Below are 22,469 nucleotides of genomic sequence, written 5' to 3' on the forward strand. Positions count from 1 at the left end.
TTGGGATAAGAGCTTCGTTGGCGCATGAAAATCCTGGCGATTAAGGGCGATGGTGTCCGCTTAAAAATACGCGGACACCATCGCCCTTAATGCTGGAGTTTTGAAGGTGACTTGGCCAGACGCTTACGCGGTTCTGACGTTCAAACTAGCTCTAAAACGTTTTCACACAGCCTGGACCCATAGCGGACGCTGACCAACGAGTAAACTAAGGGGGGGGCGGCGCGCCGTCCCAGCGAATGAAATGAGCGATTTCAGCGCCTTGTTAGGCATAGCTGATATACGGCTCACCGAATACATCCTTGAATCTGAAAATATCTTTACCCACTATAAATATCCGAAATCTTGGGTCGTTTTGTGCTTGGTATGCAGGTATGTCATTGCGCACAAATCGGATTCCAAGGTTAGAAAGCTTAGATTCCATGGCTTCTACCAAGTTGTTGTCCTTGTAAAAGCCTACGAGGTGCCAATGCTCCATTTTCATAACGTGGTCATAGAAAAAATTACAAGCTTCTTCTTCGGATATCGAGCTGAATATTGGAGGGTGATCTATCCCGCGCTCCGTATAAAAAACTGACCAAAAACCATTTGTATTGCACAGGCAATACACGTCACTTCCAATGCTGTTGATTGCGAAGTTTTGAGTGCTGCAGCCTTCGGCAATTAACTTTTCATTCGTTTCGAAGGTATTCATGGCTATGCCTGACTATAAGTAGACGACACAAGTGGCATAATATTTTCCGCTGTTTGCGTCTGATAACGTTCCTTGTCCATGTGTAACCCTTGTTCGGCTTGAGTGTCGCGCCAGAAACGCAACAGATGTGAGGTAACGCGACATGATTTGGGCACACATTACTGGCGCATTAGCAGCGTGTCCATGGTCTGCTTTTGGCCGACCTCTGCCGGTCAAGGCCACGAATCGTGCAGGTCAAATACGACGCGAACAACAGATCAAGTCGAGTGCAAAAGTGTGGTCAAATCCATGCAATGACACAGAGCACTCTGTCGGCATTGAGCCGCTTTCGACCCAACGAGTCCAATGGACAAAGGCTTCACAGAGAGATAGAGTCGTCCCATTCGACTCAGGGGCTGCGCCATGGATGTTATTGCCAACTACTCAAATGAGCACCATCGCGTCGCCGTCATGGCGCTATGGGAAGCTGTTTTCGGCTACGAAACCGCGCATAACACCCCCAGCCTTGTCATAGACAAAAAACTGGCCGTTACGGATGGGCTTTGTTTTGTGGCGCTGGCAGGGGATGAGGTTGTCGGTACCGTTCTTGCGGGGTACGACGGCCATCGTGGGTGGTTGTATGCGGTTGCAGTGCATCCGGTCCATCGTAGAAAAGGCTTGGGCGCAAAACTTGTACATCATGCTGAGAACGCTTTGATCCTGCGTGGCTGTATGAAAATCAATCTACAGATCGTCAGCACAAATGAAAGCGTCAAAAGCTTCTACGAGTCTCTGGGCTACTCGACCGAACCGCGTATCAGTATGGGGAAGAAGATCGAGTCGAATATCACGATACCCAGGGAATAAATTACGCTCTGCCAAAGCCGAAGAGCGAGGAACAGTGCGTAAAGACGGGACGCTTTAGTGTCTTTGGCGGCTCTCGGAAAGCAATGATCGCTGTGATCTGCATAATATATTGCTAGATGTTGCTGAGGCGGCTGATTGTTGTTAGATTGCGCGCCTTAAAAATTAACAGGGACACGTTATGTTTCTTATCTGGCAAGGCTGGGGCATCCTTTCTATTCTTTTTCCTTTGGTGGGCTTGATATCTTTCGCCGGGCTTCCCAATGGTCTTGGTGTCGGTATCGGTTTACTGGTTGCGGCGGCTGCCAATGCTTATATTGGCCACAAGCTGAATAATGCACCCGGCAAAACCTATATTGATCCAGCCACCGGTGGCGAAGTGGTTTTTCGCAAAAAGCACACGTTGTTTTTTGTGCCCATGCAGTACCTCTCGGTACTCATGGTAATCGTCGGACTGTTTGCATTGCTAAATCTGCACTAAACAAGGAGGCGCGTGGTTTCTATTGACTCGCACGCGCTCTTTTTTATCAAGGCCCACTTAAGGGTTTTCCTGATTGCTTAATTGCTCTGGTTTTGCTTGAGAACTTGTTTTTACAACGGCTGGTCGGGCAGTTTTTATTTCGAGCAAAGTGCGTATTACATTCAATGCATGCCAAGCCTGAATATTCTAAGGCTTACGGGATCTGAAATACGCTGCCAATTACCTTTAACGCCTGTTTGCCGTCAGTATTGTAGAGCCGGTGCAAAAGCGTCTGATCGGTAATTCGATGCAAGCGGAAGTAGTTATAGAAAGCCTGGCCAAAACGCTGGCCCTCGAACTCGCCGAGATCCCAAAGACGGAGGAAGTTGTCATAGGCGGCGCGCTCGATTTCCAGTTTTGATTGGCGCTCCATCTGCACCTCACTCATCAGTCCGCTGATTGGCTTCAGAGCAAACTCCACGAAACCCCGACATAAACCCCCATCCCTTCACCCGGCGTCGACCGCGCAGCATCCAGCCCTTTGTCGTCATACCCCGGCGTGACCGTCGCCGCATAGCGCTTGTTGGTCAGATTGCGCATATCCACCCAAGTCTGCCAGTCACCCTTCGGCGCGTTGTAACCCACAGTTGCGCCAAACAGCGCATACGGATCGGCGTAGTAGCTGTTGGCGTAATCCACCGCTACTTTTGACACCAGTTGCGTATTCACAGCAGCGAAGAACCCCTGCGGCCAGTCGTAACGCAACGCCCCTTGGTAGTAGTGCATCGGCAGCCCCGGCAAACGGTTGTCGCCAAAACGATCATCATCGCGATAGTGGAAGTCGCTGAAGGTGTATGCCTGACGCAGGCTCAACTGTCGGCCATCGGCGGCTGACCAGAGTTTGCTGTTCAGGCTGGCTTCGACGCCTTGGTGGATGGTCGGGCTGGCATTGAGTTCGTAAGGCGTTACCGCGTTGGCGTCCGGCAGCACCGACAGCAATTCGTGACGCACGTGTGCGTAGTACCAGGCCAGGCTCCATTCGCCGAGGACGCTGTCGCCGCGTCCGCCGAGTTCCAGGGTGGTGGCGGTCTGGTTTTGCAGTTTGATCGGGTCTTTCTGGGTGCCGGTGGCGGCGCCGTTACCCGCCGGGAAGCGCACGTTGGAACTGTAGATCAGCGACCACGGGTGCGGCGCCTCGACCGCGCGACTGAGGTTGCCGAACACTTGCACCTCAGGCGCGATCTGGTAACGCAGCCCGAGGCGCGGGGCGTAGTCCCAGTCGTTCATGCTGGTTTTGCCACCCCCGTCGGGGTAGGTGACGGCACTTTCGCGACGGGTGTAGATGGCGGCGAGGCCGGTGGTCAGCCACAGGTCGTCGGCGATTTCCAGGTCGTTGCCAACATGCAGAACGGTGTCCGAACCCTGATAAGTGAAGTTGCGCATGCGCGTGCCGGGCGCGTAGTGGGCCGTATTACCGGTGGGGATTCGTACAAATTCACTGGCGCCGTCGTTGGGCAGGTGTTTGGTCACGCGCAGGCCAACGCTGCTGCGGCTTTCCATGCCAAGCAGGGTGTCGCGGCGCTTGTAGTCGAAGGTGCCGCTGACGTCGGTGTAGGCGACCTTCAGGCGGTTGGGGCCTTCGCGCAGGTCCATCGGGTAATCGTGGTAGACGAGACCGGTCTGGATGCTCGAATCGTCGTCGATGTAGAACGTGGTTTTGTTGCCGATGAAGGTGCTGCCTGGCTGTTTGCGGCTGTCGTCGCGGGACACGTAAGCCGGGTTGGCCGCGCGAGGATCGTGTTCGATGACGTGCTTGGTCACGCGCCCGGCGAGGTCGTTGTCGGTCTCGCGGTAGCGGATGTAGAACCGCGTTTCCAGGTTCGGGTTGAAGCGATAACCGACGTTGGCGATCACGCCTTTGCTCTCGCTGGCGGTGTGATCCTGATAGCCGTCGGCGTTCGAGTCGGTCAGCGATAGGTAGTAATCGAAGTCGCCCAGCACTTGTCCGGAACTGACCTGACGCTGCTGATAGCCATGGCTACCGGTGGCGTAACGCACTTGCAGTGTCGGCGCGTCGTAGCCGGTGTGGCTGACGTAATCGATGGCACCGCCCAGCGCCAGCGAACCACGATCAAAACCGTTTGCCCCGCGCAGCACTTGCACATGGTCGACCCACAACGGTTCGAGCAATTCGTACGGTGTGCCGCCGGGGCCGCTGAGAGGCAGGCCGTCGAGCATCGTGTACAGCCCCGACGCATGGGCGCCCGGTGCGCGGTTGATGCCCGAGCCACGGATTGAAATCTTCACGCCTTCATTGCCCGCCGACTGCGCGTAAACCCCCGGCTGATAAGCCAGCACATCCTGATTGCTCGCCACACGACCTTGCAACGGTTGACGCATGTCGACCACGTTGGTGCCGCCGGGCACTTGCTCCAAGCGGGCCTTGGCGTCTTCAACAGAAGCGTGCGTAGCGCTGCGATCCTCTGCCGAAATCAGTACCTGTCCCAACTCAATGCCTTGAGTCTCGGCCATGGCCGGGCAGGCGAGGGCCAGGCTCAGCAGGGCAGTGGGCAGGGATTTAGGCGAGGGCATCGAGAGAACTCCAGCAAAGAGAAACGGGCAATGAACAGTGCGACGCAAGAAAGAACGAAGGAAACACATGGCGATTCGGTTTTTGCCCAGGACGCCGCCCGTCGACTGCGCTGAACCGGCGGGGTGTCCCTTGTTTCTATCTAGCAAGTCCCAAACGAGATCACCCAATGTTCGAGCAGCGAAAGAAAGAATTACTGTCAGCGTGGCGCGAACTGGCGACTCAGGCGAACTCGCAGATGGACCCGGAGCAGCAGTATGACGAGTTGCTCAAGGCCGCCGACAATATGGAGGCACAAGGACTGATCAGCAGCACCGAGTGGCGGCAGTTGGTACGGGATGCGGGCAGCGTATTCACCAAGGGCGTAGGCCGGGCACAAGGCCAATAGATTGGGTGGCGCCACCTGGCGGCCAACCCCGAAAGCACAAGACTTCCCGCTCAAAAACCGGATAATGGCCGCCATTCGTTTAGCCGTATTCTGGTAATCCCGCATGGAAATCAAGGTCAACTTTCTCGACAACCTTCGACTTGAAGCCAAGTTCGACGACTTCACGGTGATCGCCGATCAGCCCATTCGCTACAAGGGCGATGGCTCGGCACCGGGGCCGTTCGACTACTTCCTCGCGTCGTCGGCCCTGTGCGCGGCTTACTTTGTGAAGTTGTACTGCGACACTCGCAACATTCCTACCGATAACATTCGCCTGTCGCAGAACAACATCGTCGACCCGGAAAACCGCTACAACCAGATCTTCAAGATCCAGGTTGAATTGCCGGCGGACATCTCCGACAAGGATCGCCAGGGCATCCTGCGCTCGATCGACCGTTGCACGGTGAAGAAAGTCGTACAGACCGGTCCTGAGTTCATCATCGAAGAGGTCGAAAGCCTCGATGCCGATGCTCAGGCATTGCTGATGCCGATGTCGGATTCGCAGGCGGGCACTTACATTGCCGGCAAGGACCTGCCGCTGGAGCAGACCATCGCCAACATGTCGGGGATCCTTGCCGACCTGGGCATGAAGATTGAAATCGCTTCGTGGCGCAACATCGTTCCCAACGTCTGGTCGCTGCACATTCGCGATGCACAGTCACCGATGTGTTTCACCAATGGCAAGGGCGCGACCAAAGAAGGCGCACTGGCCTCGGCACTGGGCGAGTTCATCGAGCGCCTGAACTGCAACTTCTTCTACAACGATCAGTTCTGGGGCGAAGAGATCGCCAATGCGCCGTTCGTGCATTATCCGGACGAACGCTGGTTCAAGCCCGGCCCGAAAGACGAATTGCCGAGTGAAATCCTCGACCCCTACTGCCTCGATATCTACAACCGCGATGACGAGTTGCGTGGTTCGAACCTGATCGACACCAACTCCGGCAACACTCAGCGCGGCATCTGCTCGCTGCCGTTTGTGCGCCAGTCGGACAATGAAGTGGTGTACTTCCCGTCCAACCTGATTGAAAACCTGTTCCTCAGCAACGGCATGAGCGCCGGCAACACCTTGGCTGAAGCGCAAGTGCAGTGCCTGTCGGAAATCTTTGAGCGCGCCGTCAAGCGCGAAATCCTCGAAGGCGAAATGGCGCTGCCGGATGTACCGCAGGACGTGCTGGAGAAATACCCAAGCATTCTGGCCGGTATCAAGGCACTGGAAGAGCAGGGTTTCCCGGTACTGGTCAAGGATGCGTCGCTGGGCGGTGAATTCCCGGTGATGTGCGTCACCTTGATGAACCCGCGCACCGGCGGCGTGTTCGCGTCGTTTGGCGCGCACCCGAGCCTTGAAATCGCGCTGGAGCGCAGCCTGACCGAATTGCTGCAAGGGCGCAGTTTCGAAGGCCTGAACGACTTGCCGCAGCCGACCTTCTCGGGGCAGGCCGTGACGGAGCCGAACAACTTCGTCGAGCATTTCATTGACTCAAGCGGTGTGGTGTCGTGGCGGTTTTTCAGCGCCAAACCGGACTTCGAATTCGTCGAGTGGGACTTCTCCGGCCAAGGTGAAGACTCCAATGGCGAAGAAGCCGCCACACTGTTCGGCATCCTCCAAGACATGGGCAAAGAAGCCTACATGGCGGTCTACGAGCACATTGGCGCCAAGGCCTGCCGCATCCTGGTGCCGGGCTACTCGGAAATCTATCCGGTCGAAGACCTGATCTGGGATAACACCAACAAAGCCCTGCAATTTCGCGCCGATATCCTCAACCTGCACAACCTGAGCAAAGTCGGCCTGCGAAACCTGGCGACGGGCCTGGAAAAAAGCGAGCTGGACGACTACACCGATATCACCACGCTGATCGGCATCGAGTTCGACGACAACACGCCGTGGGGCAAGCTGACGATTCTTGAGCTGCGCCTGCTGATCTACCTCGCCTTGCAGAAGTTTGATCAGGCCAAAGATCTGGTCGAAGCCTTCCTGCAATACAACGACAACACCGTTGAGCGCGGCCTGTTTTATCAAGCCGTGAACGTGGTGTTGGAAATGGAGCTCGACGAAGACCTGGAACTGGCCGATTACGAAGCCAACTTCCGCCGTATGTTCGGTCACGAGCGGATGGACGCGGCGATCGGTTCGGTAAACGGCAGCGTGCGCTTCTATGGTCTGACGCCAACCAGTCTGAAACTGGAAGGTCTGGATCGGCATTTGCGTCTGATCGAGAGCTACAAGAAGCTGCATTCGGCGCGGGCAAATGTGAAGGGCTGATCCTGTAAACCGTGGCCGTGATGACCGGTGGCGAGGGAGCAAGCTTCCTTGCCACCGGTTGACGGTCTGATCAGGTCGAATCGGGTCACTTCAATTCAAGGTCGCCACCGCCGATTGCGCGCAGGAAAAGGGTCACTTGCTCTTTCATACGCATTGGCACTTCTTCCAGCCGCCAATACTTAGCGACCATGCGCAGCATCGGCCAATTGCCCCGTATCAACCCGCACAAACACCGAGTCACCCACCGCTGTCAGCACCTCCCCCGCAAACACCTCGCAGATCACCCGGGTCTTGCGCCCGACTTCGCCTTCGACTTTTGCCCGTAAGGTCAGCGCGATGCCCATCGGCGTCGGTTTGATGAACTTGATGCCGAGATTGCCGGTCACGCAGTCAATGCGGGGCAGGGTGCCAGGCTCGCGATTTTGCGCACGGTAGTGATAGGCCATTGCCGTCCAGTTGGAATGGCAGTCGACCAGCATCGCGATCAAACCGCCGTAGACCAGGTCCGGCCAACCACAGTATTTGGCGTCCGGCATATGCTCGGCGAGGACATGCACGCCGTCTTCATGCCAGTGGCTTTTGATGTGCAACCCGTGCGGATTGCGGCCGCCGCAGCCGTAGCAAACGCCTTCAGGCGCGGCGCTGTCTTGCAGGGAGGTGTCGAGGCTGGACATGGGGTTGGTCATCCTGGCGTGGTGAGTCCGGTCAGACGCAGGCATTTCTTGCAAGGCCGGTCGGAGGGGCGATTGTAAGCGTTAGGGCCGTTTTCGCCGAACGCGTATTGATGTGCAGCGCATCGGCACCGCAGGTCATTGCTCGGGAGCGAGCCACGTATCGACAACCCGTCGATCAAGTTCCTCCCAATACGCCATCCCCAATACCCGCGTGGTGTTCAGACCGCGCAGATAACCGCGCAACTGATGGGCGGTATCGCGGATGTACTGCGGATCGGAGATGGTTTTATCCAGCAATACGCTTTCGTACTGGACCAGGTATTCAGACACTCGCTCGCGAAAATCGGGTAGAACGGCGTCGCGGATCAGGTCGAACGTTCTCAAGAAGGTTTCCTCATTCATGTTTTTCTATTTGTATTGAGTGTGTATCAGTCTGCAAGGCGCGTAACTATTGCTAGAAGTAATAGTCACCATCAAGAAACGCAAGTTCTGCTTTGTCGGCAAGAGGCGGAAAATCGCCTCCATCGAATACGCAACTCAAGGAATTTGCGCGATGAACACGTTGACCCGACTGGTACTGGCCGCCCTGCTGATGAGCGCTGCCGCTGCACCGACCTACGCAGACGATGCCCGCTCGTGTCACTTTCAATCGATTACCGGCAGCAGTGCCACGTTGCAGCGCTCGCAAACCGTCGGTGTGCTGTACAGCGAAAACACTCGGGACAACCTGCAATACCTTGAGCGTTACCACGCCATGGCGGTCAACGGCGCGAAAGATGCGCTCGACTCGCGGATTCGCGAAGCTTTCCTCGAAAGCTCTGATCCGGAACTGGCCATCGACTGGTTGATGAGTTCGTTGCAACAACAGTTTCTGTCGGTAACCGTTTACGACAGCCTCGATGCCTTGGTGCAGGCGCACCCGGATGTTGTGGTCAAACTCGACACGTTCAATCGCTTGTTGACCCAACGCAACAGCCTGGTCGAAGCGCGTTTCACTGCACGTTTCTACGATGTCGACCTGCAATACATCGGCAAAGCTGAAGGCGCGGTGGAAAAACAACTGCCCTCGGCCTGGGTACACAACCAGGCACCGCTGCAAATTGCCGCGCAGATCGAGAAACAACGTGACTTGCAACTCAGCGCGCTGAAGCAGTTCGACAACTCGCTCAAGGCCTTGGTGTCCGCGAGCTGAGCACCTAACACATCAATGGCATCGGCGACGCGGTGAAGCGAGACCGTTGCCGGTTGAACCGAACTTTTATTTTCAGGATGACACTGATGCGTCTTTTATTCGTGCCAGCCATGGCCCTCATGACCTTGTTGCTCGGCGGCTGCGCCAGCGCGCCAAACGACCCGACCCTGACCTTGCAGACCAGCAAGACGCCCGCACAGTACGCCGATTGCGTCGTACCGAAATTGCAGGGCAGTGCGCTGAACCCGACCGTCTCGCAGACCCAGCGCAGCTTCCGGATCGTGGTGCCGAGCAAGGTGGCGGCCGATAACGTACTGGAAGCCTACAAGGCCGGCAGTGGCGGCAAGGTGTTTCTTTATGAGCGCCACTTGCTGGCTTCGAACTTCCTGCCATCGACTTTTGAACGGGCCGCTCAGGATTGCATCTGATTTCGCCCGGTAGCCGTATGTAAAAGAGCTCCTTTGGTTGGCCGCAACCAACCAATTTTTTGCCCCGCGCCTTCATTCGGTCGCGGGGCTTTTTTTTGCTCGCTGTCTGGCGATCAGGTGCCCGCTGAGAATGAATACAAGCCGCAAGGTTCGAAGCGCTCGCGGGTGTCCATCCGCACGGCTCGCAGGCTCAAGGTTTGCAGATGCGACGCATACAACGACTCCGAACGGAAGCTGATCAGGACGCTACGCCGGCGTGCCCCGCTCAGGTTCAGGCTGCCCGCGTGCACCAGATCCGCATCAAACACCAGAATGTCACCAGCGCCGCCTGAAAGCTGCACAGACCGCGACTCATCATTGAAGTCCAAGGGCGATGGCTCCGGCTCAGGTCGGTGGCTGCCGGGGACGATACGCGTCGCGCCATTTTCAGGGCCGTAGTCGTCGAAAAAAGCCAGAGCGTTGACCATGTCGCCCGGCCGTTGCGCCGACAAGTCGCGGTGCAACGGTTGATATCCGTTACCCGCGAGCGGTTCGCGACCCTCCACTTGCGCGAGGAAAAACCGTTGCGCGATCAGCTCGCCTGCCACGGCCAGCAACAGCGGCAAGCGACACACAGCCTGAATCGTTGGATCAAGGTCCAATAGTGAATGGCGCCACTGAGCGCCTCGCGGGGTTGGCCACTGATCTGAGGGCATCACGTTCGCATCGAACACGCTGCGAAGCTCATTCAGCCATTCGGTGGGGATGGCGTGTCGGAGCAGGGCATAGCCATCGCGATGCAGTTGTTCACGCTCAGTCATGGTTTCCTCGGCAGGATGTCGCAGCACAGAAGGTATAGCCATTGACTGATTCAAGCGCCAGATCGCTCGGCGGCGCTGTTGCCGCAGTTTATCGATCAGGGGGCGGAGATCCTGACGAATCTCCTTCAGACGGCGTAAGTGCGTGGCGCCTGGTCAAGCCCATTTGAACTGAGCCGGGAATCTCGCCGCAAAGCATGTTCCCGTTTCGAGGTCCGAGGTGACGCTCAAGGTACCGTTGTGCGCCGCCGCAATCTGCGATGCGATATAGAGCCCTAGACCCAAACCCTCGTAGCGCTGTCCGGCTTCGGACCGGGAAAAGGGCTCGAACAACAGCGGCATCAACTGCGCCGGAATCGGCGTGCCCTGGTTGGTCAGCGTAATGACAATGTCGTTGCTCTCGGAATAGGCGTTGAGGATGATCGGTGCAGTGGTTGAGCCATGAGTGACTGCATTGCCCAGCAGATTGGAGAGCAATTGACTGATACGCAATGCGTCGCAATAGACCCCTGCCGGCACGTCCAGCGCGTGAATGAACGTTGCGTGCGGGTGGGATGCCTGAACCTCTTCAAGCGTCATCAGCAGTGTTTGCTGCAAGTCATCCACCAGTTTTCGTTGGACTGGAATCCCGCCACCCAGCCGTCCCCGGGCAAAATCGAGGATGTTTTCGATCAGCACACCCATGCGCACAGAGCTTTTGCGGATCGCCGAAAGCAACTTCAGTGAGCGCTTGTCTTCGGTTTTGGTTTCCAGCAGATCGGTGCTCATGCGAATGGCGCTCAGCGGCGTTCGCAGGTCATGCCCCAGTACCGCGATGAACTGCTCGCGCAGCCTGCCCAGTTCATTGGCAGTGTCCAGCGCGGTTCTGGTGGCGTGAAGGTGGCGTTGGCTGTCGAGGTTCATGGCAATCAACTGCGCGAACAGTGTGAGCGTCTGGGTAATGGCCGGTTCCTCGACATTGGCCGCGAGTGAGTCGATGGCACACAGCGTCCCGAAAAAATCGCCATTGGCCTTAACGATCGGAATGGAAATGTAGCTCTCCAGCCCATAGGTTTTCGGTGTGTGATGAAGTGAAAAGACAGGGTGTTCGCTGGCCTTGCCGAAGATGACCGGCTGCTTGTGTTGCCGGATTTCATGGCAGATGGTCGATTCGAGTACCAGTTCGCCGCCAGGCTGCAGACCGAAATCAATCGAATCGTCGACAGCGCACGCCACCCAATGACTTTCAGTCACGCGAGCAACTGCCGCGAAGCGCATGCCGGTCAGGTGTTTGACCATGCGGAGGATCACGGGCACCGCGTCAATGCTGCGGATGGCTTCAATGTCGGGTGAAAACTCGGGATTGGTCATGGGGTGACGCTTCAAGGATGTGGGCCAAAGACTATCTTTTATTGCCGCTCATGGCGAATGGGCGCGTTGGCCGACTGAGTGTGAGGTTTTTGCAATTCAGCTCAGTGCCTTCGCTTCATATGGCGGTGGATGGGCCTGTTTGCCATGGCCCAAGGCTGGAGCGAACTTCATCGGTCGGTGCATGGAATCACGCGTTTGACCAGTTTGCCTATGGACATGCCCTGGACCAGGATCGAAAACACCACGACCGAATAGGTCAGCGATACCACGACATCACGAGCCTCTCCCGGCGGCAGTGTCAACGCCAACGCCACCGAAATGCCGCCGCGCAGGCCGCCCCACGTCATCACGCTCCATGAGCCCTTTGGTAGCCGAAAACGTTCGCCCAGAACTGCAATCGGAACCCCGACCGTCATTAGCCGCGAGAATAAAGTCAGCATGATCACCATCAGTCCCGTGACAATCAGAGGATTGGAGAACTGAATCAGAACAACTTCCAGGCCAATGAGTACAAACAGCAACGCGTTCAGAATTTCATCAATCAGCTCCCAAAACATATCCACGTTTTTTTCGGTTTTTTCAGACATCGCGTAGGTGCGTCCCTGGTTCCCCACGATCAATCCCATCACCACCATCGCCAATGGCCCCGAAACATGCAAAGACGTGGCGAGGGCATAGCCGCCGAGCACAGCGGCCAGCGTGATGAGAACCTCTTCCTGATAGCTGTCGATACTCTTGAGCATTCGGTACGTGATGTACCCGACTGCAGCTCCTAAAAGCGCGCCGCCACCCGCTTCCCTCAGCAAAACCAGCGACGCACCGCTGAAAGAGGGCGTTTCACCGCTCGCAATCATTGCCAGTATCAGCGAAAACAGCACAACGCTGACGCCATCGTTAAAGAGCGACTCACCCGAAATCACCACCTCAACACTGCGGGGGGCACCTGCTGATTCCAGGATGCCCATGACCGCAATCGGGTCGGTTGGCGAAATCAGCGCGCCGAACACCAGGCAGTATGCAAGGGGTAACTCAAGGTTGGTCAGGGACAGCAGTTCCCAGAGCCCAAAACCGATGATCAGCGTCGATAGGGTTGTACCAACGACGGCCAGGCATGCAATTTGCCATTTGTAGGAGCGCAGTTCCGACAAATTGACATGCAATGCACCTGCAAATAACAGCAAGGACAACATGCCTTGCATCAGTAACTCGGAAAAGTCGATGGACTCGATCAATGATTGTTCGATGGTGTGCAACGTGTGAAAGCCCAGCGCATCAGAGGCCATGTTCAATAGCGAGAGGCCCAAAGCAATGCCCATCACGCCGATAGCCGGGGGCAGCCCCACATAACGACGATTGAGGTAGGCGAGGGTCGCGGTGATGCAGAGAAATATTGCAATGATGTCCAGCATGGGTTTGATGTCTCCCAGGCGCACCGGGTGGGGGTTGGACACTGGCACCTTCTGCGTTCTGCGTGATGCCATATGGGCACCCGCAAATGCCACTCATGAAAGATGCGAGTAAATGTTTGCGTGGGCGGCCGATCAAATGAGTTTTTGATCGGCCGCCATTAACCAGAGCAGTGTTGCGCCGGTGGCTTAATTCAAATCGCCAGCCTGATGTCGCTCGGGCACCTGGCTCGCTTCATCGCCCCATGTCCGATTGACGCGCTGCCCACGAATGACCGCTGGCCGCTTGGCGATGTCCTCTGCCCAGCGCTGCACATGAGTGTATTCGTGAGCGGCCAGAAACTGCGCCGCCGAGTAGACATTGTTGCGCACCAGTTGCCCGTACCACGGCCAGACCGCGATGTCGGCGATGGTGTAGCTGTCGCCGGCCAGGTAAGGACTTTGGGCAAGACGCCGATCCAGTACATCCAGTTGCCGCTTGGCTTCCATGGTAAAGCGGTTGATCGGGTACTCCATTTTCTCCGGCGCATAGGCGTAGAAATGCCCGAATCCGCCACCCAGATAAGGCGCTGCGCCCATCTGCCAGAACAGCCAGTTGAGCGTCTCTGTGCGTCCTGCCGGATCTTTGGGCAGCAAGGCGCCGAATTTTTCTGCGAGGTAGAGCAGGATCGCGCCCGACTCGAACACCCGAATCGGCGGCTCGACACTGCGATCGAGCAGGGCAGGAATTTTCGAGTTCGGATTGATCTCGACAAAACCGCTGGAGAACTGATCGCCTTCGCTAATGCGGATCAGCCATGCGTCATATTCGGCAGCGGTATGCCCCAACGCCAGTAGTTCCTCCAGCAGAATCGTTACCTTCACGCCGTTGGGCGTGGCGAGCGAGTAGAGCTGCAACGGATGCTTGCCCACCGGCAACGTCTTTTCATGCGTCGGGCCGGCAGTCGGGCGGTTGATGCTGGCGAACTGACCGCCGGATGGCGCTTCGTTTTTCCAGACCAGGGGCGGAACGTAGGGCGTTTTGCTCATGACATTGGTCTCGTCGATTGTTGGCTGAGAACAGAGGGACACCGTAGCGTGTTTGTCGCTTACGTCACAAAAAAATTCCGCATTTCTTGAGCTGATGCCTGCGTGAAAGACCGCTTCTGCCGGGCATCTGAACTCAATACCGCTATGACACTGATGCTTTGCGGCTGTATCGGGGGTATCAGTTTCGACGCTGGAGTCGGGCTCGCGGGCCCAACAATAAGCGGACAGTGTCGAGACCTCGCGCGAATGGGGCGGTGTAACGCTTTGGGTCATAGTGGTGCCGAGCTGCTTTTCTCGAAATGTTCAACGGGTGTCCGTTTCCGAATGGCGGGCCAGTATGTTTCTGATGAGAGTTTCTTCACTAAATGAAATATTGGCGATTTCACACGCGTCAGGGACTTGTTGCCATTCGCTTGAGGCGTATCCGATCTGGCGCACAAGCCATTGCTGCGGGCCAGTCCAGGACAGCTCGAGGTAAGGGCCGGCCAGTTCTTTATTGGCGATCAGCAAGCCGACTTCATCCGCCGGCCCCGGGCACATGCCGCCGACCGCAAAAGGTACCCGCTCGAGGATGAGGGCGTTGAGTATGGCCAGCAACTCTGCATGCGAAGCGAAGGAAACGTGGCGCTGGCCGGCAACAGCGCCGGCAAAAACCAGGTCGCCGGTTTGTGAGTCTGCAGCGTTGATCGATGCCAGGTGCGCTGGCGCTTGGCCGGAGCCTTTGGCATAGCGTGGTTTAATCACTGTAATTCAACTCAATAGGTTGAAGACCCGCGATGCAGAAGGGCGAGCATGAGCGCACAGATCCCTGCGCTCATGCTCGGAGAGGGGCCAGGATGGTGAGGTAGATCCACCTGATACGGCGAAAAAATCAATTCCCGTCCGCTACCTTGCGTTCAATCTCATCGGTTTTGCGCTTTAACGTCTCCGCGTCCTGCTCTTTGACCCGGGTCGAAGTCGGTGTGATCACCTCATCCACGGCTCTGGTGTCACCGTCCTTGTCTTCAAGATCACGTTCGACCACATTCACCGGTTTCCCGGAAGCGTCGGTGGGCTGGGCATTCATGGTTTTGTCGTCATTGCTGTTCATATCGCAGACCTCCATGGGTGTAATCGTTGGAGGGGCGGTTTGAGGCTAGCGTTCGATATTTCTTTAAATCGCTGAATCGACGTTGCAGAAACTTTGCACCTTTCCAACGGCTAAATCTGTTTTAACCAGACCCTGTCGGGATGAATATCATCATGCGCCCAAACACCTTGTTTGCAACGTTGCTCGGCTTGTCTGCACTCGAGGTTTTGCAGCAGAAGCCAGCCATTAAGCAAGCGGTATCTTTTTCATGCCTCGCATCGGGTCATCCAGTAGACGAAATTGCTCAAGTATGAAATCGAGCAGTAGCCGTGTTGACGGCAGCATGCCTTGTCTTGAAGCAAATACGGCATGAATCATTTCTGTTCTGGGTGCCCAATCCTGCAAAACCACGACCAGATCCCCGCGCTCGATGTAATCGTGTACCAGTGACATTGGCATCTGCGCGACACCAACACTGTCGATAGCCGCGCAACGCAACATCAGCAGGCCTTTGGTAATGAGCAGCGGTCGGTGCGCGTGGGTGAACTCCGAGCCGTCAGCATGGAACAGCGTCCAGCTGTAATCGCGTTGTGGACTGCCGTGATGAACACTGGGCAAACGCGCCAGATCTTCTGGCCGGTCGGGTGTACCCAAGCGGCTCAAAAGCTTCGGGCTGGCTACCAGACATTGGGGGCGTTGGGACATGACGCGGCTGACCAGATTGGAATCTTGAAAGGGCAGGGGACGGACCCTCAACGCCAGATCGACGCCTTCGGCAACCACATCGACCTGACGATCACTGGCTTCCAGATGCACCTCCACACGCGGGTGCTTGACCATGAAGCGCGAGATGATTGCGCCGACACATTCCTCTAGTAGCACCGTGGGGCAGGTGACCCGCAGGACCCCGCCAGGCTCTGCGTGGGTCATCGCTATCGCAGCTTCCGCCGATTCAGCTTCCTTGAGCATTGCTCGGCAATGAGCATAGTAGATTTGCCCCAGCTCGGTGACCGAAAAATGGCGGGTGTTACGAATGATCAAGCGCACGCCGAGCCGTTCTTCAAGTAGAGCGATCCGTCGGCTTAGGTTGGATTTCGGAATACCCAGCGCACGTGCGGTGGGCGCGAAGCCTCGGTGATCCACCACCATAACGAAGTACTGAAGGTCATTGAGATCCAGCACGGTCGACATCCATTGAGACAGAAGGCACCAACTATACAAGTCTGATCGTCCCTTGTATGGGAAACACCAGTCAGTTTTTTGTATCTGGTGCCGCGAGCTGCGCGGACATTAGATTGCAGCCGCTCGATGACCGCATGTGTAAGGTCGGCAAGTGGTATCGACGACGTCAACAGCTCGCCCGCGCTGCGGTTTTCTCTGGATCTGAACTTGAACAAACTCTGTGAGATGCATTCTTTTGTCACGGTGGTCGACACCGGCAGTATTTCCGAAGCCGCGCGACGCTTGGGCATTGCCAAGTCGATGGTCAGCCAACGCCTTCAGCAACTGGAAAGGCGTTTGGGCAGTATTCTGCTTGAGCGCGGACGACGCGCGCGACTGACCGAAACTGGCGATGTGTTTTATCGCTATTGCGTGCGCATTCTGGCCGATGTCGACGACGCGGAGGGCGCGGTATTGTCCTCGCAGTCGAGCCTGCGTGGCAGTTTGCGACTGGCCGCTCCGATGGCATTCAGCATTCGTTATCTGACGCCGATTCTGTCTGCTTTCGCGGTGCGCTACCCCGATTTGCAGCTGGACGTCGAGTTCGATGATCGTCACGTCAATTTGCACGAAGAACGCTACGATGCCGCTATCCGCATTGGCGAGTTGCCGGACTCTTCGCTGGTGGCGAAAACCATCACGCCAAACCGCCATATCATCTGCGCAAGCTCAGACTACCTAGCCACGCATGGCATTCCACAAACCCCACAGGAGCTGTCCCGTCATTTCGCCATGCTCTATGTGAACCGTGAGCCCCACGGCATGTGGATGTTGCCGGTGAATAACACGCTGGAGTCATTTCGCGTGCGCTGTCGCATGCGCACCAACAATGCACATCAGTTAATGGAAGCCGCCAAGGCAGGCATGGGGCTAGCGATCCTGCCGACGTTTCTGGCTGCTCAAGCGATTGTGGCCGGCGAGTTGCAAGAGGTGCTGGCGACCTATGCACCACGCGCAGGAAATATCTCCATGGTGTACCGACGTTCATTGCGCGCATCGCCCAAGCTGCTGGCGCTGGCTGGCTTTCTCTGCGAGCAGATCGGCAACCCGCCAGCGTGGGAGCAAATGCTGGCAGCCCATGCAAGTCAGTCTGATTGAATCGTTCGCAATTGACGAAACGTGGATTCACTTTTTGCCTGCTTATGAGCTTTTGAAGGCTTACATATGCTTTCCCCAACAGACGCAATCTCTAGCGCCTGACAGGGAAGAAACGCATGAAGAACGTAATTATCGTCGGTGGGGGCTCGGCCGGTGCAGTGCTGGCTCGCCGATTGAGCGAGAGCAATCAGCGTCAGGTGTTGTTGCTTGAGGCCGGGAAAAGCTTTGTGCCGAACGACTATCCCGACGTTGTTACCAGCAGCGACATTGTTGGGGCCAGTAGCAGTTCGGAGCTCGAATGGGGCTACAAAACCCAGCCCGGTTACATCGATCATCCCATCGGCGCTTTGCGTGGCAAGGTCTTGGGGGGCTGCTCTGCCATCAATGGCGCGGTAGCGATTCGTGCTCGCCCCAGTGATTTCGCGCGCTGGGATCTACCTGGGTGGAGTTATGACGACATGTTGCCCGCATTCAAAAAACTCGAGAGCCACAGTCGTGGAGGCAGCGCTTTGCATGGTCATGAGGGGCCGCTGCCGGTTAAACAACTGAGCAATCTGGACGTCACGCCAATGCAGCGAGCGTTCATTCAGGCGACGTTCGCCTATGGCTACAAGATCATCGATGACTTTGACGGCGCGGATGCGAACGGCGTCGGCCCGTACCCGATGAATATCGTCGACGGCGTGCGTATCAATACCGGCATGGCCTACCTCACTGAACAGGTGCGAGCCCGCAGTAACCTGCAGATCCAGGCGGACAGTCTGGTCGATAAAGTACTGTTTGAGGGCCGACGTGCCATAGGTGTACAAATGAGCGATGGCGCGCAACTGTTGGCCAGTGAAGTGATCCTTTGCGCGGGTAGTTATGGCAGTGCGGCGATTCTGCTGCGCTCCGGTGTTGGTCCTGCCGCCGATCTGGCCGCGTTGCAGATTCCGCTGGTAGCGGATCTTCCGGTGGGTCAGCGTTTGATAGATCACCCTTTCTATTACAACGCCTATGCAGCCCGTGCGGATTTGATCGGTCGACAATCACCGGTCATCGGCGCCAAGCTCTGGACCAGCAGCCGCCGAGCCGAAAAGGATGAACTCGATCTGCACATCACCGCCACGCACCTATTTCCTCACGATCAGAGTCCGACCCATGTGGGCTTTGTGCTCGCCGTCGCACTGACCCGCCCGCAATCGCGAGGCAGCGTAACGCTGGCGAGCCGTGATCCGCTCGTGGCGCCTAGCATCGACCTGAATTTTCTCGCCGACCCTGAGGATCGCCAACGCCTGCTTGAGGGTATTCGCTTGGCCCGCAAGATTGGCGCCACTGCACCGTTGAACGCGTTTATTCACTCGGAGCTTAATCCGGGGCCGAGCACTGAGTCGGACGAAGCGCTGTTGGCGAGTGTCCGGGCGAGCCTGGACACCTATCACCACCCGACCTCAACCGCGCCGATGGGCAGGCCCGGTGATTCACATGCGGTGGTCGATTTGCAGGCGCAGGTCATTGGCTTGCAAGGGCTTCGCGTGGTCGACGCATCGATCTTTCCCGATGTTCCATCAGTTGCGACCAACATCACCGTGATCGCCGTTGCGGAAAAAATCGCCGCGCTTTACGCCTAATTTTCAGGACTCGACTTCCATGAACAACACACCTGTTTTGAACTGGATTGATGGCCTGTGGCTCGATTCAGGCGTTTACAAAGATTCCATTAACCCCGCGACGTATGAGCGGATCGGGCGATATGCTGAGGGCGGTGCCTATGAGGCACAGCAGGGCATTGAGGCAGCGTTGCGTTCGTTTGCACAAACATCTTGGAAAGATGATCGCACTCTGCGCGCCACGGTACTGTTGGAGCTGGCGGATGGTTTTGAACGCAATGCCGAAGAGCTGATAGACACGTTGGCGCTGGAAAACGGCAAGATTCGTCCAGAAGCCGAATTCGAAGTGCGCATGGTGCCGCCTAAATTGCGCTATTACGCTGCAATGGTGCGTGCTGAGTACGGACGTTCAGCGGAGCCGAAGCCCGGCAGGATTTCCCTGGTGCTGCGTCAGGCCGTGGGTGTCGCGGGCATCATCGTGCCGTGGAATTCGCCGGTGGTATTGATGATTCGTTCGTTGGCCCCGGCGCTGGCCGCAGGTTGCACCACGGTAATCAAGATGCCGGGGCAGACCGCTCAAACCAACGCGCTGCTCGCGCGGATCATGAGTGAGGCGCGGTCATTGCCTCGCGGTGTCATCAATTTGTTCAGCGAACTGGGAGCGGCGGGTTCGATCCATCTGGTTGAATCACCCAAGGTGCCGGTGATCAGTTTTACCGGCAGTACCAGCACGGGCCGCGCGATCTCGGCAGCGGGTGCGCAACACCTCAAACGCTTCGGTCTGGAGTTGGGTGGCAAGACGCCGATGTTGGTGTTTAACGATGCCGATCTCGATGTGGCCGTACCGGTGTTGCTCAAAGCCCTGACCGTGTTCGCCGGGCAGTTCTGTATGACGGGTTCGCGGTTATTGGTCCAGCGTGATATCGCCGCCGAGCTGATTGAACGTCTGGCTGCACGCCTTAAGGCGGTGCGTGTGGGGCCTGCGGCGGATCCGACCAGCGAAATGGGGCCGTTGATCGACAAGCCTAACGTGCAACGCGTCAACCAAGTGGTCGAGGAGGCGATTGACGCCGGTGCGCAAGTGATCGTGCGCGGCGGCCCGATCACCGATGGGCCGCTCGCCAAGGGTGCATTTTATCGACCGACGCTGTTGCGTGTCAGCGATCCCGAAATGGCCATCGTCCAGCGTGAAACGTTTGGACCGGTGCTGACCTTGCAGGTTTTTGACAGTGAGGTCGAGGCGGTCGAAATGGCCAACAACAGCGAGTTCGGCCTGGCCGCCAGCGTTTGGACCCGCGATGTCGATCGCTCGCTGCGAGTAGCACGCGAATTGGAGGTCGGCACTGTCTGGGTCAACGATTGGGCCATGGTGTTCGATGAGTTCGAGGAGGGCGGTTTCAAACAGTCGGGGCAGGGTCGTCTCAATGGTGTGGCGGCCATGGATGATTTCATTGAGTACAAACACATCGCACTCAATCCCGGTCTGCGTCAGGGATGAGCGCCATACGATTGCAACACTTACTGGTTGGGGCAGTGTTGGCCGGGACGCTGACAACGTCCTCGGCCCTGTTCGCCAATGAAACAAGGGATAACGCTATGCCCCAAGAGCGGTTGTACGACGCTTTGCTCGATGCGCTCAATGCTACGTTCGGCCGTCACCCCGGATTCAGGGCCACCCATGCCAAAGGCCTATTGCTCAATGGCACATTCAAGGCTTCGCGCGTCGCCGGCTCAATCAGTCGAGCTGCCCACCTGCAAGGGCAAACGGTGCCAGTGGTGCTTAGGTTCTCCAACTTCAGTGGTGTACCGGCTACCGCTGACGGGGATCCGATGGCCAGCCCGAGAGGGTTGGCAGTGCGTTTTACCCTACCGAGCGGCGAGGCCACCGATATCGTGACGCACTCGTTCGACGGCTTCCCGGTCGCCACGCCAGAAGACTTCCTGAGATTTCTGCAAGGCATTGCCGCCAATGTCGCAACACCGCCGGATCCCCAGCCACTTCAAACCTTTTTGGCGAACCATCCACGGGCGCAGCATTTTCTGGAAACGCCCAAACTGCCACCGCGCAGCTATGTGGGGCTCGAATACTTCGGTGTCAACGCACTGGTGTTCAGCAATCGTCAGGGCGATGAGCTAATTGGCCGTTACCGCATCGAACCCCTACTCAAGCAGCCATTGCTGAATGACACCCAGGCGGCCACGATGTCCGCTGATTACTTGCAGGAGGAAATCAGCGCGCGACTGAGCGAGGGCTCGTTGAAGATGCGATTGGTGCTGCAACTGGCAGCGTCGAGAGACGCAGTCGAAGATGGCTCAATCCCGTGGTCGCGTCAGAATAAGGAAGTTGAACTGGGGATTTTCAGTCTTGCTGCACTGGAACCAGCCGAGACACAGCAACTCGCTCAGCAACGTCTGGCGTTCAGTCCGGCGCGTTTGCCAGACGGTATCAACCTCAGTAGTGATCCGATGACGCTGGCGCGCGATCGGGTTTATCAGCGGGCGGTACTCAGGCGCCAGCGACCATGAGCAGCCATTCGGGCGCTCGCTGGAAACAATGGGTGTTGTCATGGCTGGTGGTATTGCCGCTAACGGTGAGCATGCCCTGGGGCTTGGCGACGTTGCTGGAACTGGCGGATTTACATTGGCCAGGGTGGCTGTTCAAAGTCGCGGTGGCCGGGTTGATCTCTTTCAACATGGTTTACTGGATGTTGCCATTAAGTGCTCGGCTGTTGTCACGCTGGTTGCTGCGCTGAGGCCTGTGCCCCACCCTCCGTTCAGGAGGGCGGAGCGCCAGGCTCAGTCTTTAAGTCTGTCGCGATCCTTGGGTTGCGGCAGAAAGAATGTGCCAAGTATTGCGGTCCTGACCGCAATCACGCTCGGATACCACAACCCGCAATAGATATCGCCCGTGGCCGCGACCATGGCGAACGCCACCGTTGGCAGGCAGCCGCTGAACCAAGCGTTGCCGATGTGATAGGGCAGCGACATCGAGGTGTAGCGGATGCGGGTCGGGAACAGTTCGACCAGCCACGCCGCAATCGTGCTGTACCGCCGAGCAACGCCTTGATCACCACTTTGGGTTGCTCCAGCGCGTGAACGATTCGGGCAGCGGCGGTTTCGGCGCCTTGCCTTCGGCCTTCATCTTCTTGAACGCCGGCGCCGTAGAGGTAAAAGTCGTAGCACTCGAACACCGTGCCGAGGGAGGGCGCGAAGACGGCCTTGCGCTCCTCCTTGGTGATGTCGCCGCTGTGGGGTGGACTGCTTGTCGCACTCTGGTCTGTGGATTCGATTAAAGATCGCTTGTTGGCGGCCGATAGCTGCCGATCGCCATCGATTCAAGAATCC

23 protein-coding genes and 1 pseudogene are annotated in these 22,469 nt (G+C 57.1%); 11 read left to right on the forward strand and 13 right to left on the reverse strand.

The features are described 5' to 3' along the window. Positions 1-262: 262 nt before the first annotated feature. Entirely contained in the window at positions 263-691 is a 429-nt protein-coding gene (locus tag AACY02_RS17350) for an SPOR domain-containing protein (RefSeq protein ID WP_339433000.1), read from the reverse strand. Between the two features lie 402 nt (positions 692-1,093). Here AACY02_RS17350 and AACY02_RS17355 point away from each other — a divergent pair, with 402 nt between their 5' ends. Both AACY02_RS17355 and AACY02_RS17360 read left to right on the forward strand, forming a co-directional pair. Beyond that, on the forward strand, positions 1,094-1,537 hold the full coding sequence (locus AACY02_RS17355; protein WP_339433001.1) for a GNAT family acetyltransferase: 444 nt from the start codon (positions 1,094-1,096) through the stop codon (positions 1,535-1,537). Positions 1,538-1,715: 178 nt separating this feature from the next. Further along, positions 1,716-2,015, forward strand: a complete 300-nt coding sequence (locus tag AACY02_RS17360; RefSeq protein ID WP_221732576.1) for a hypothetical protein — start codon at positions 1,716-1,718, stop codon at positions 2,013-2,015. 193 nt (positions 2,016-2,208) lie between these two features. On the opposite strand, the gene AACY02_RS17365 is transcribed toward AACY02_RS17360, so the two are convergent. Both AACY02_RS17365 and AACY02_RS17370 read right to left on the reverse strand, forming a co-directional pair. Next, complete coding sequence (locus AACY02_RS17365) at positions 2,209-2,475, reverse strand: hypothetical protein (protein WP_339433002.1); 267 nt, start codon at positions 2,473-2,475, stop codon at positions 2,209-2,211. Continuing rightward, entirely contained in the window at positions 2,460-4,586 is a 2,127-nt protein-coding gene (locus AACY02_RS17370; RefSeq protein WP_339433003.1) for a TonB-dependent receptor family protein, read from the reverse strand. Before AACY02_RS17370 ends, AACY02_RS17365 begins: the two co-directional genes overlap by 16 nt. 167 nt (positions 4,587-4,753) lie before the next feature. Between AACY02_RS17370 and AACY02_RS17375 the strand changes: the two genes are divergently transcribed. Both AACY02_RS17375 and AACY02_RS17380 read left to right on the forward strand, forming a co-directional pair. Continuing rightward, the gene (locus AACY02_RS17375; protein ID WP_339433004.1) at positions 4,754-4,972 is read left to right on the forward strand and encodes a hypothetical protein; all 219 of its coding nucleotides are present in this window, start codon (positions 4,754-4,756) and stop codon (positions 4,970-4,972) included. Between the two features lie 103 nt (positions 4,973-5,075). Beyond that, complete coding sequence (locus tag AACY02_RS17380; protein ID WP_339433005.1) at positions 5,076-7,271, forward strand: OsmC domain/YcaO domain-containing protein; 2,196 nt, start codon at positions 5,076-5,078, stop codon at positions 7,269-7,271. Positions 7,272-7,450: 179 nt separating this feature from the next. Here the strand turns inward: AACY02_RS17380 and AACY02_RS17385 are convergent, their stop codons facing one another. Together AACY02_RS17385 and AACY02_RS17390 are read right to left on the reverse strand one after the other, a co-directional pair. After that, complete coding sequence (locus AACY02_RS17385; RefSeq protein WP_339433006.1) at positions 7,451-7,945, reverse strand: PaaI family thioesterase; 495 nt, start codon at positions 7,943-7,945, stop codon at positions 7,451-7,453. Positions 7,946-8,080: 135 nt separating this feature from the next. Further along, positions 8,081-8,329: a hypothetical protein gene (locus tag AACY02_RS17390; RefSeq protein ID WP_339433007.1), complete on the reverse strand. Its 249-nt coding sequence runs from the start codon at positions 8,327-8,329 to the stop codon at positions 8,081-8,083. A gap of 169 nt (positions 8,330-8,498) precedes the next feature. Here AACY02_RS17390 and AACY02_RS17395 point away from each other — a divergent pair, with 169 nt between their 5' ends. After that, positions 8,499-9,137, forward strand: a complete 639-nt coding sequence (locus AACY02_RS17395; protein WP_339433008.1) for an ATPase — start codon at positions 8,499-8,501, stop codon at positions 9,135-9,137. Positions 9,138-9,223: 86 nt separating this feature from the next. Then, complete coding sequence (locus AACY02_RS17400; RefSeq protein WP_339433009.1) at positions 9,224-9,565, forward strand: hypothetical protein; 342 nt, start codon at positions 9,224-9,226, stop codon at positions 9,563-9,565. A gap of 113 nt (positions 9,566-9,678) precedes the next feature. Here the strand turns inward: AACY02_RS17400 and AACY02_RS17405 are convergent, their stop codons facing one another. The 7 genes from AACY02_RS17405 to AACY02_RS17435 form a co-directional block, all read right to left on the reverse strand. Further along, a complete protein-coding gene (locus tag AACY02_RS17405) occupies positions 9,679-10,365 on the reverse strand; it encodes a phytanoyl-CoA dioxygenase family protein (protein ID WP_339433091.1) in 687 nt (228 codons plus the stop codon). Between the two features lie 153 nt (positions 10,366-10,518). Then, on the reverse strand, positions 10,519-11,712 hold the full coding sequence (locus AACY02_RS17410) for a GAF domain-containing sensor histidine kinase (protein WP_339433010.1): 1,194 nt from the start codon (positions 11,710-11,712) through the stop codon (positions 10,519-10,521). Between the two features lie 167 nt (positions 11,713-11,879). Next, complete coding sequence (locus tag AACY02_RS17415) at positions 11,880-13,121, reverse strand: cation:proton antiporter (protein ID WP_339433011.1); 1,242 nt, start codon at positions 13,119-13,121, stop codon at positions 11,880-11,882. 186 nt (positions 13,122-13,307) lie between these two features. Next, complete coding sequence (gene yghU, locus AACY02_RS17420) at positions 13,308-14,147, reverse strand: glutathione-dependent disulfide-bond oxidoreductase (protein ID WP_339433012.1); 840 nt, start codon at positions 14,145-14,147, stop codon at positions 13,308-13,310. Between the two features lie 303 nt (positions 14,148-14,450). Then, the gene (locus AACY02_RS17425) at positions 14,451-14,891 is read right to left on the reverse strand and encodes a hypothetical protein (RefSeq protein ID WP_339433013.1); all 441 of its coding nucleotides are present in this window, start codon (positions 14,889-14,891) and stop codon (positions 14,451-14,453) included. A 127-nt stretch (positions 14,892-15,018) separates the two neighbouring features. Then, positions 15,019-15,237 (reverse strand): hypothetical protein, encoded by a 219-nt coding sequence (locus tag AACY02_RS17430; RefSeq protein WP_339433014.1) that lies wholly within the window; start codon positions 15,235-15,237, stop codon positions 15,019-15,021. 225 nt (positions 15,238-15,462) lie between these two features. After that, positions 15,463-16,407, reverse strand: coding sequence for a LysR substrate-binding domain-containing protein (locus AACY02_RS17435; protein ID WP_401137122.1), 945 nt, complete (start codon positions 16,405-16,407; stop codon positions 15,463-15,465). A 198-nt stretch (positions 16,408-16,605) separates the two neighbouring features. Here AACY02_RS17435 and AACY02_RS17440 point away from each other — a divergent pair, with 198 nt between their 5' ends. The 5 genes from AACY02_RS17440 to AACY02_RS17460 all read left to right on the forward strand — a co-directional run bounded on the left by AACY02_RS17440 (position 16,606) and on the right by AACY02_RS17460 (position 21,877). After that, entirely contained in the window at positions 16,606-17,535 is a 930-nt protein-coding gene (locus AACY02_RS17440) for a LysR family transcriptional regulator (RefSeq protein WP_339433016.1), read from the forward strand. 116 nt (positions 17,536-17,651) lie between these two features. Continuing rightward, entirely contained in the window at positions 17,652-19,145 is a 1,494-nt protein-coding gene (locus AACY02_RS17445) for a GMC family oxidoreductase (protein ID WP_339433017.1), read from the forward strand. A gap of 19 nt (positions 19,146-19,164) precedes the next feature. Beyond that, positions 19,165-20,622 (forward strand): aldehyde dehydrogenase family protein, encoded by a 1,458-nt coding sequence (locus AACY02_RS17450; protein WP_339433018.1) that lies wholly within the window; start codon positions 19,165-19,167, stop codon positions 20,620-20,622. A 98-nt stretch (positions 20,623-20,720) separates the two neighbouring features. Further along, the gene (locus tag AACY02_RS17455; RefSeq protein WP_339433019.1) at positions 20,721-21,650 is read left to right on the forward strand and encodes a catalase family peroxidase; all 930 of its coding nucleotides are present in this window, start codon (positions 20,721-20,723) and stop codon (positions 21,648-21,650) included. Then, complete coding sequence (locus AACY02_RS17460) at positions 21,647-21,877, forward strand: hypothetical protein (protein ID WP_339433020.1); 231 nt, start codon at positions 21,647-21,649, stop codon at positions 21,875-21,877. Before AACY02_RS17455 ends, AACY02_RS17460 begins: the two co-directional genes overlap by 4 nt. 43 nt (positions 21,878-21,920) lie before the next feature. Here the strand turns inward: AACY02_RS17460 and AACY02_RS17465 are convergent. Beyond that, positions 21,921-22,172, reverse strand: a pseudogene (locus tag AACY02_RS17465) (MFS transporter); the annotation flags it as partial. Positions 22,173-22,469 lie beyond the last annotated feature (297 nt).

Origin of the sequence: Pseudomonas sp. EA_65y_Pfl2_P78 (assembly GCF_963970495.1) — a bacterium.
In the GTDB taxonomy this organism is placed as follows: Bacteria; Pseudomonadota; Gammaproteobacteria; order Pseudomonadales; family Pseudomonadaceae; genus Aquipseudomonas; species Aquipseudomonas baetica_A.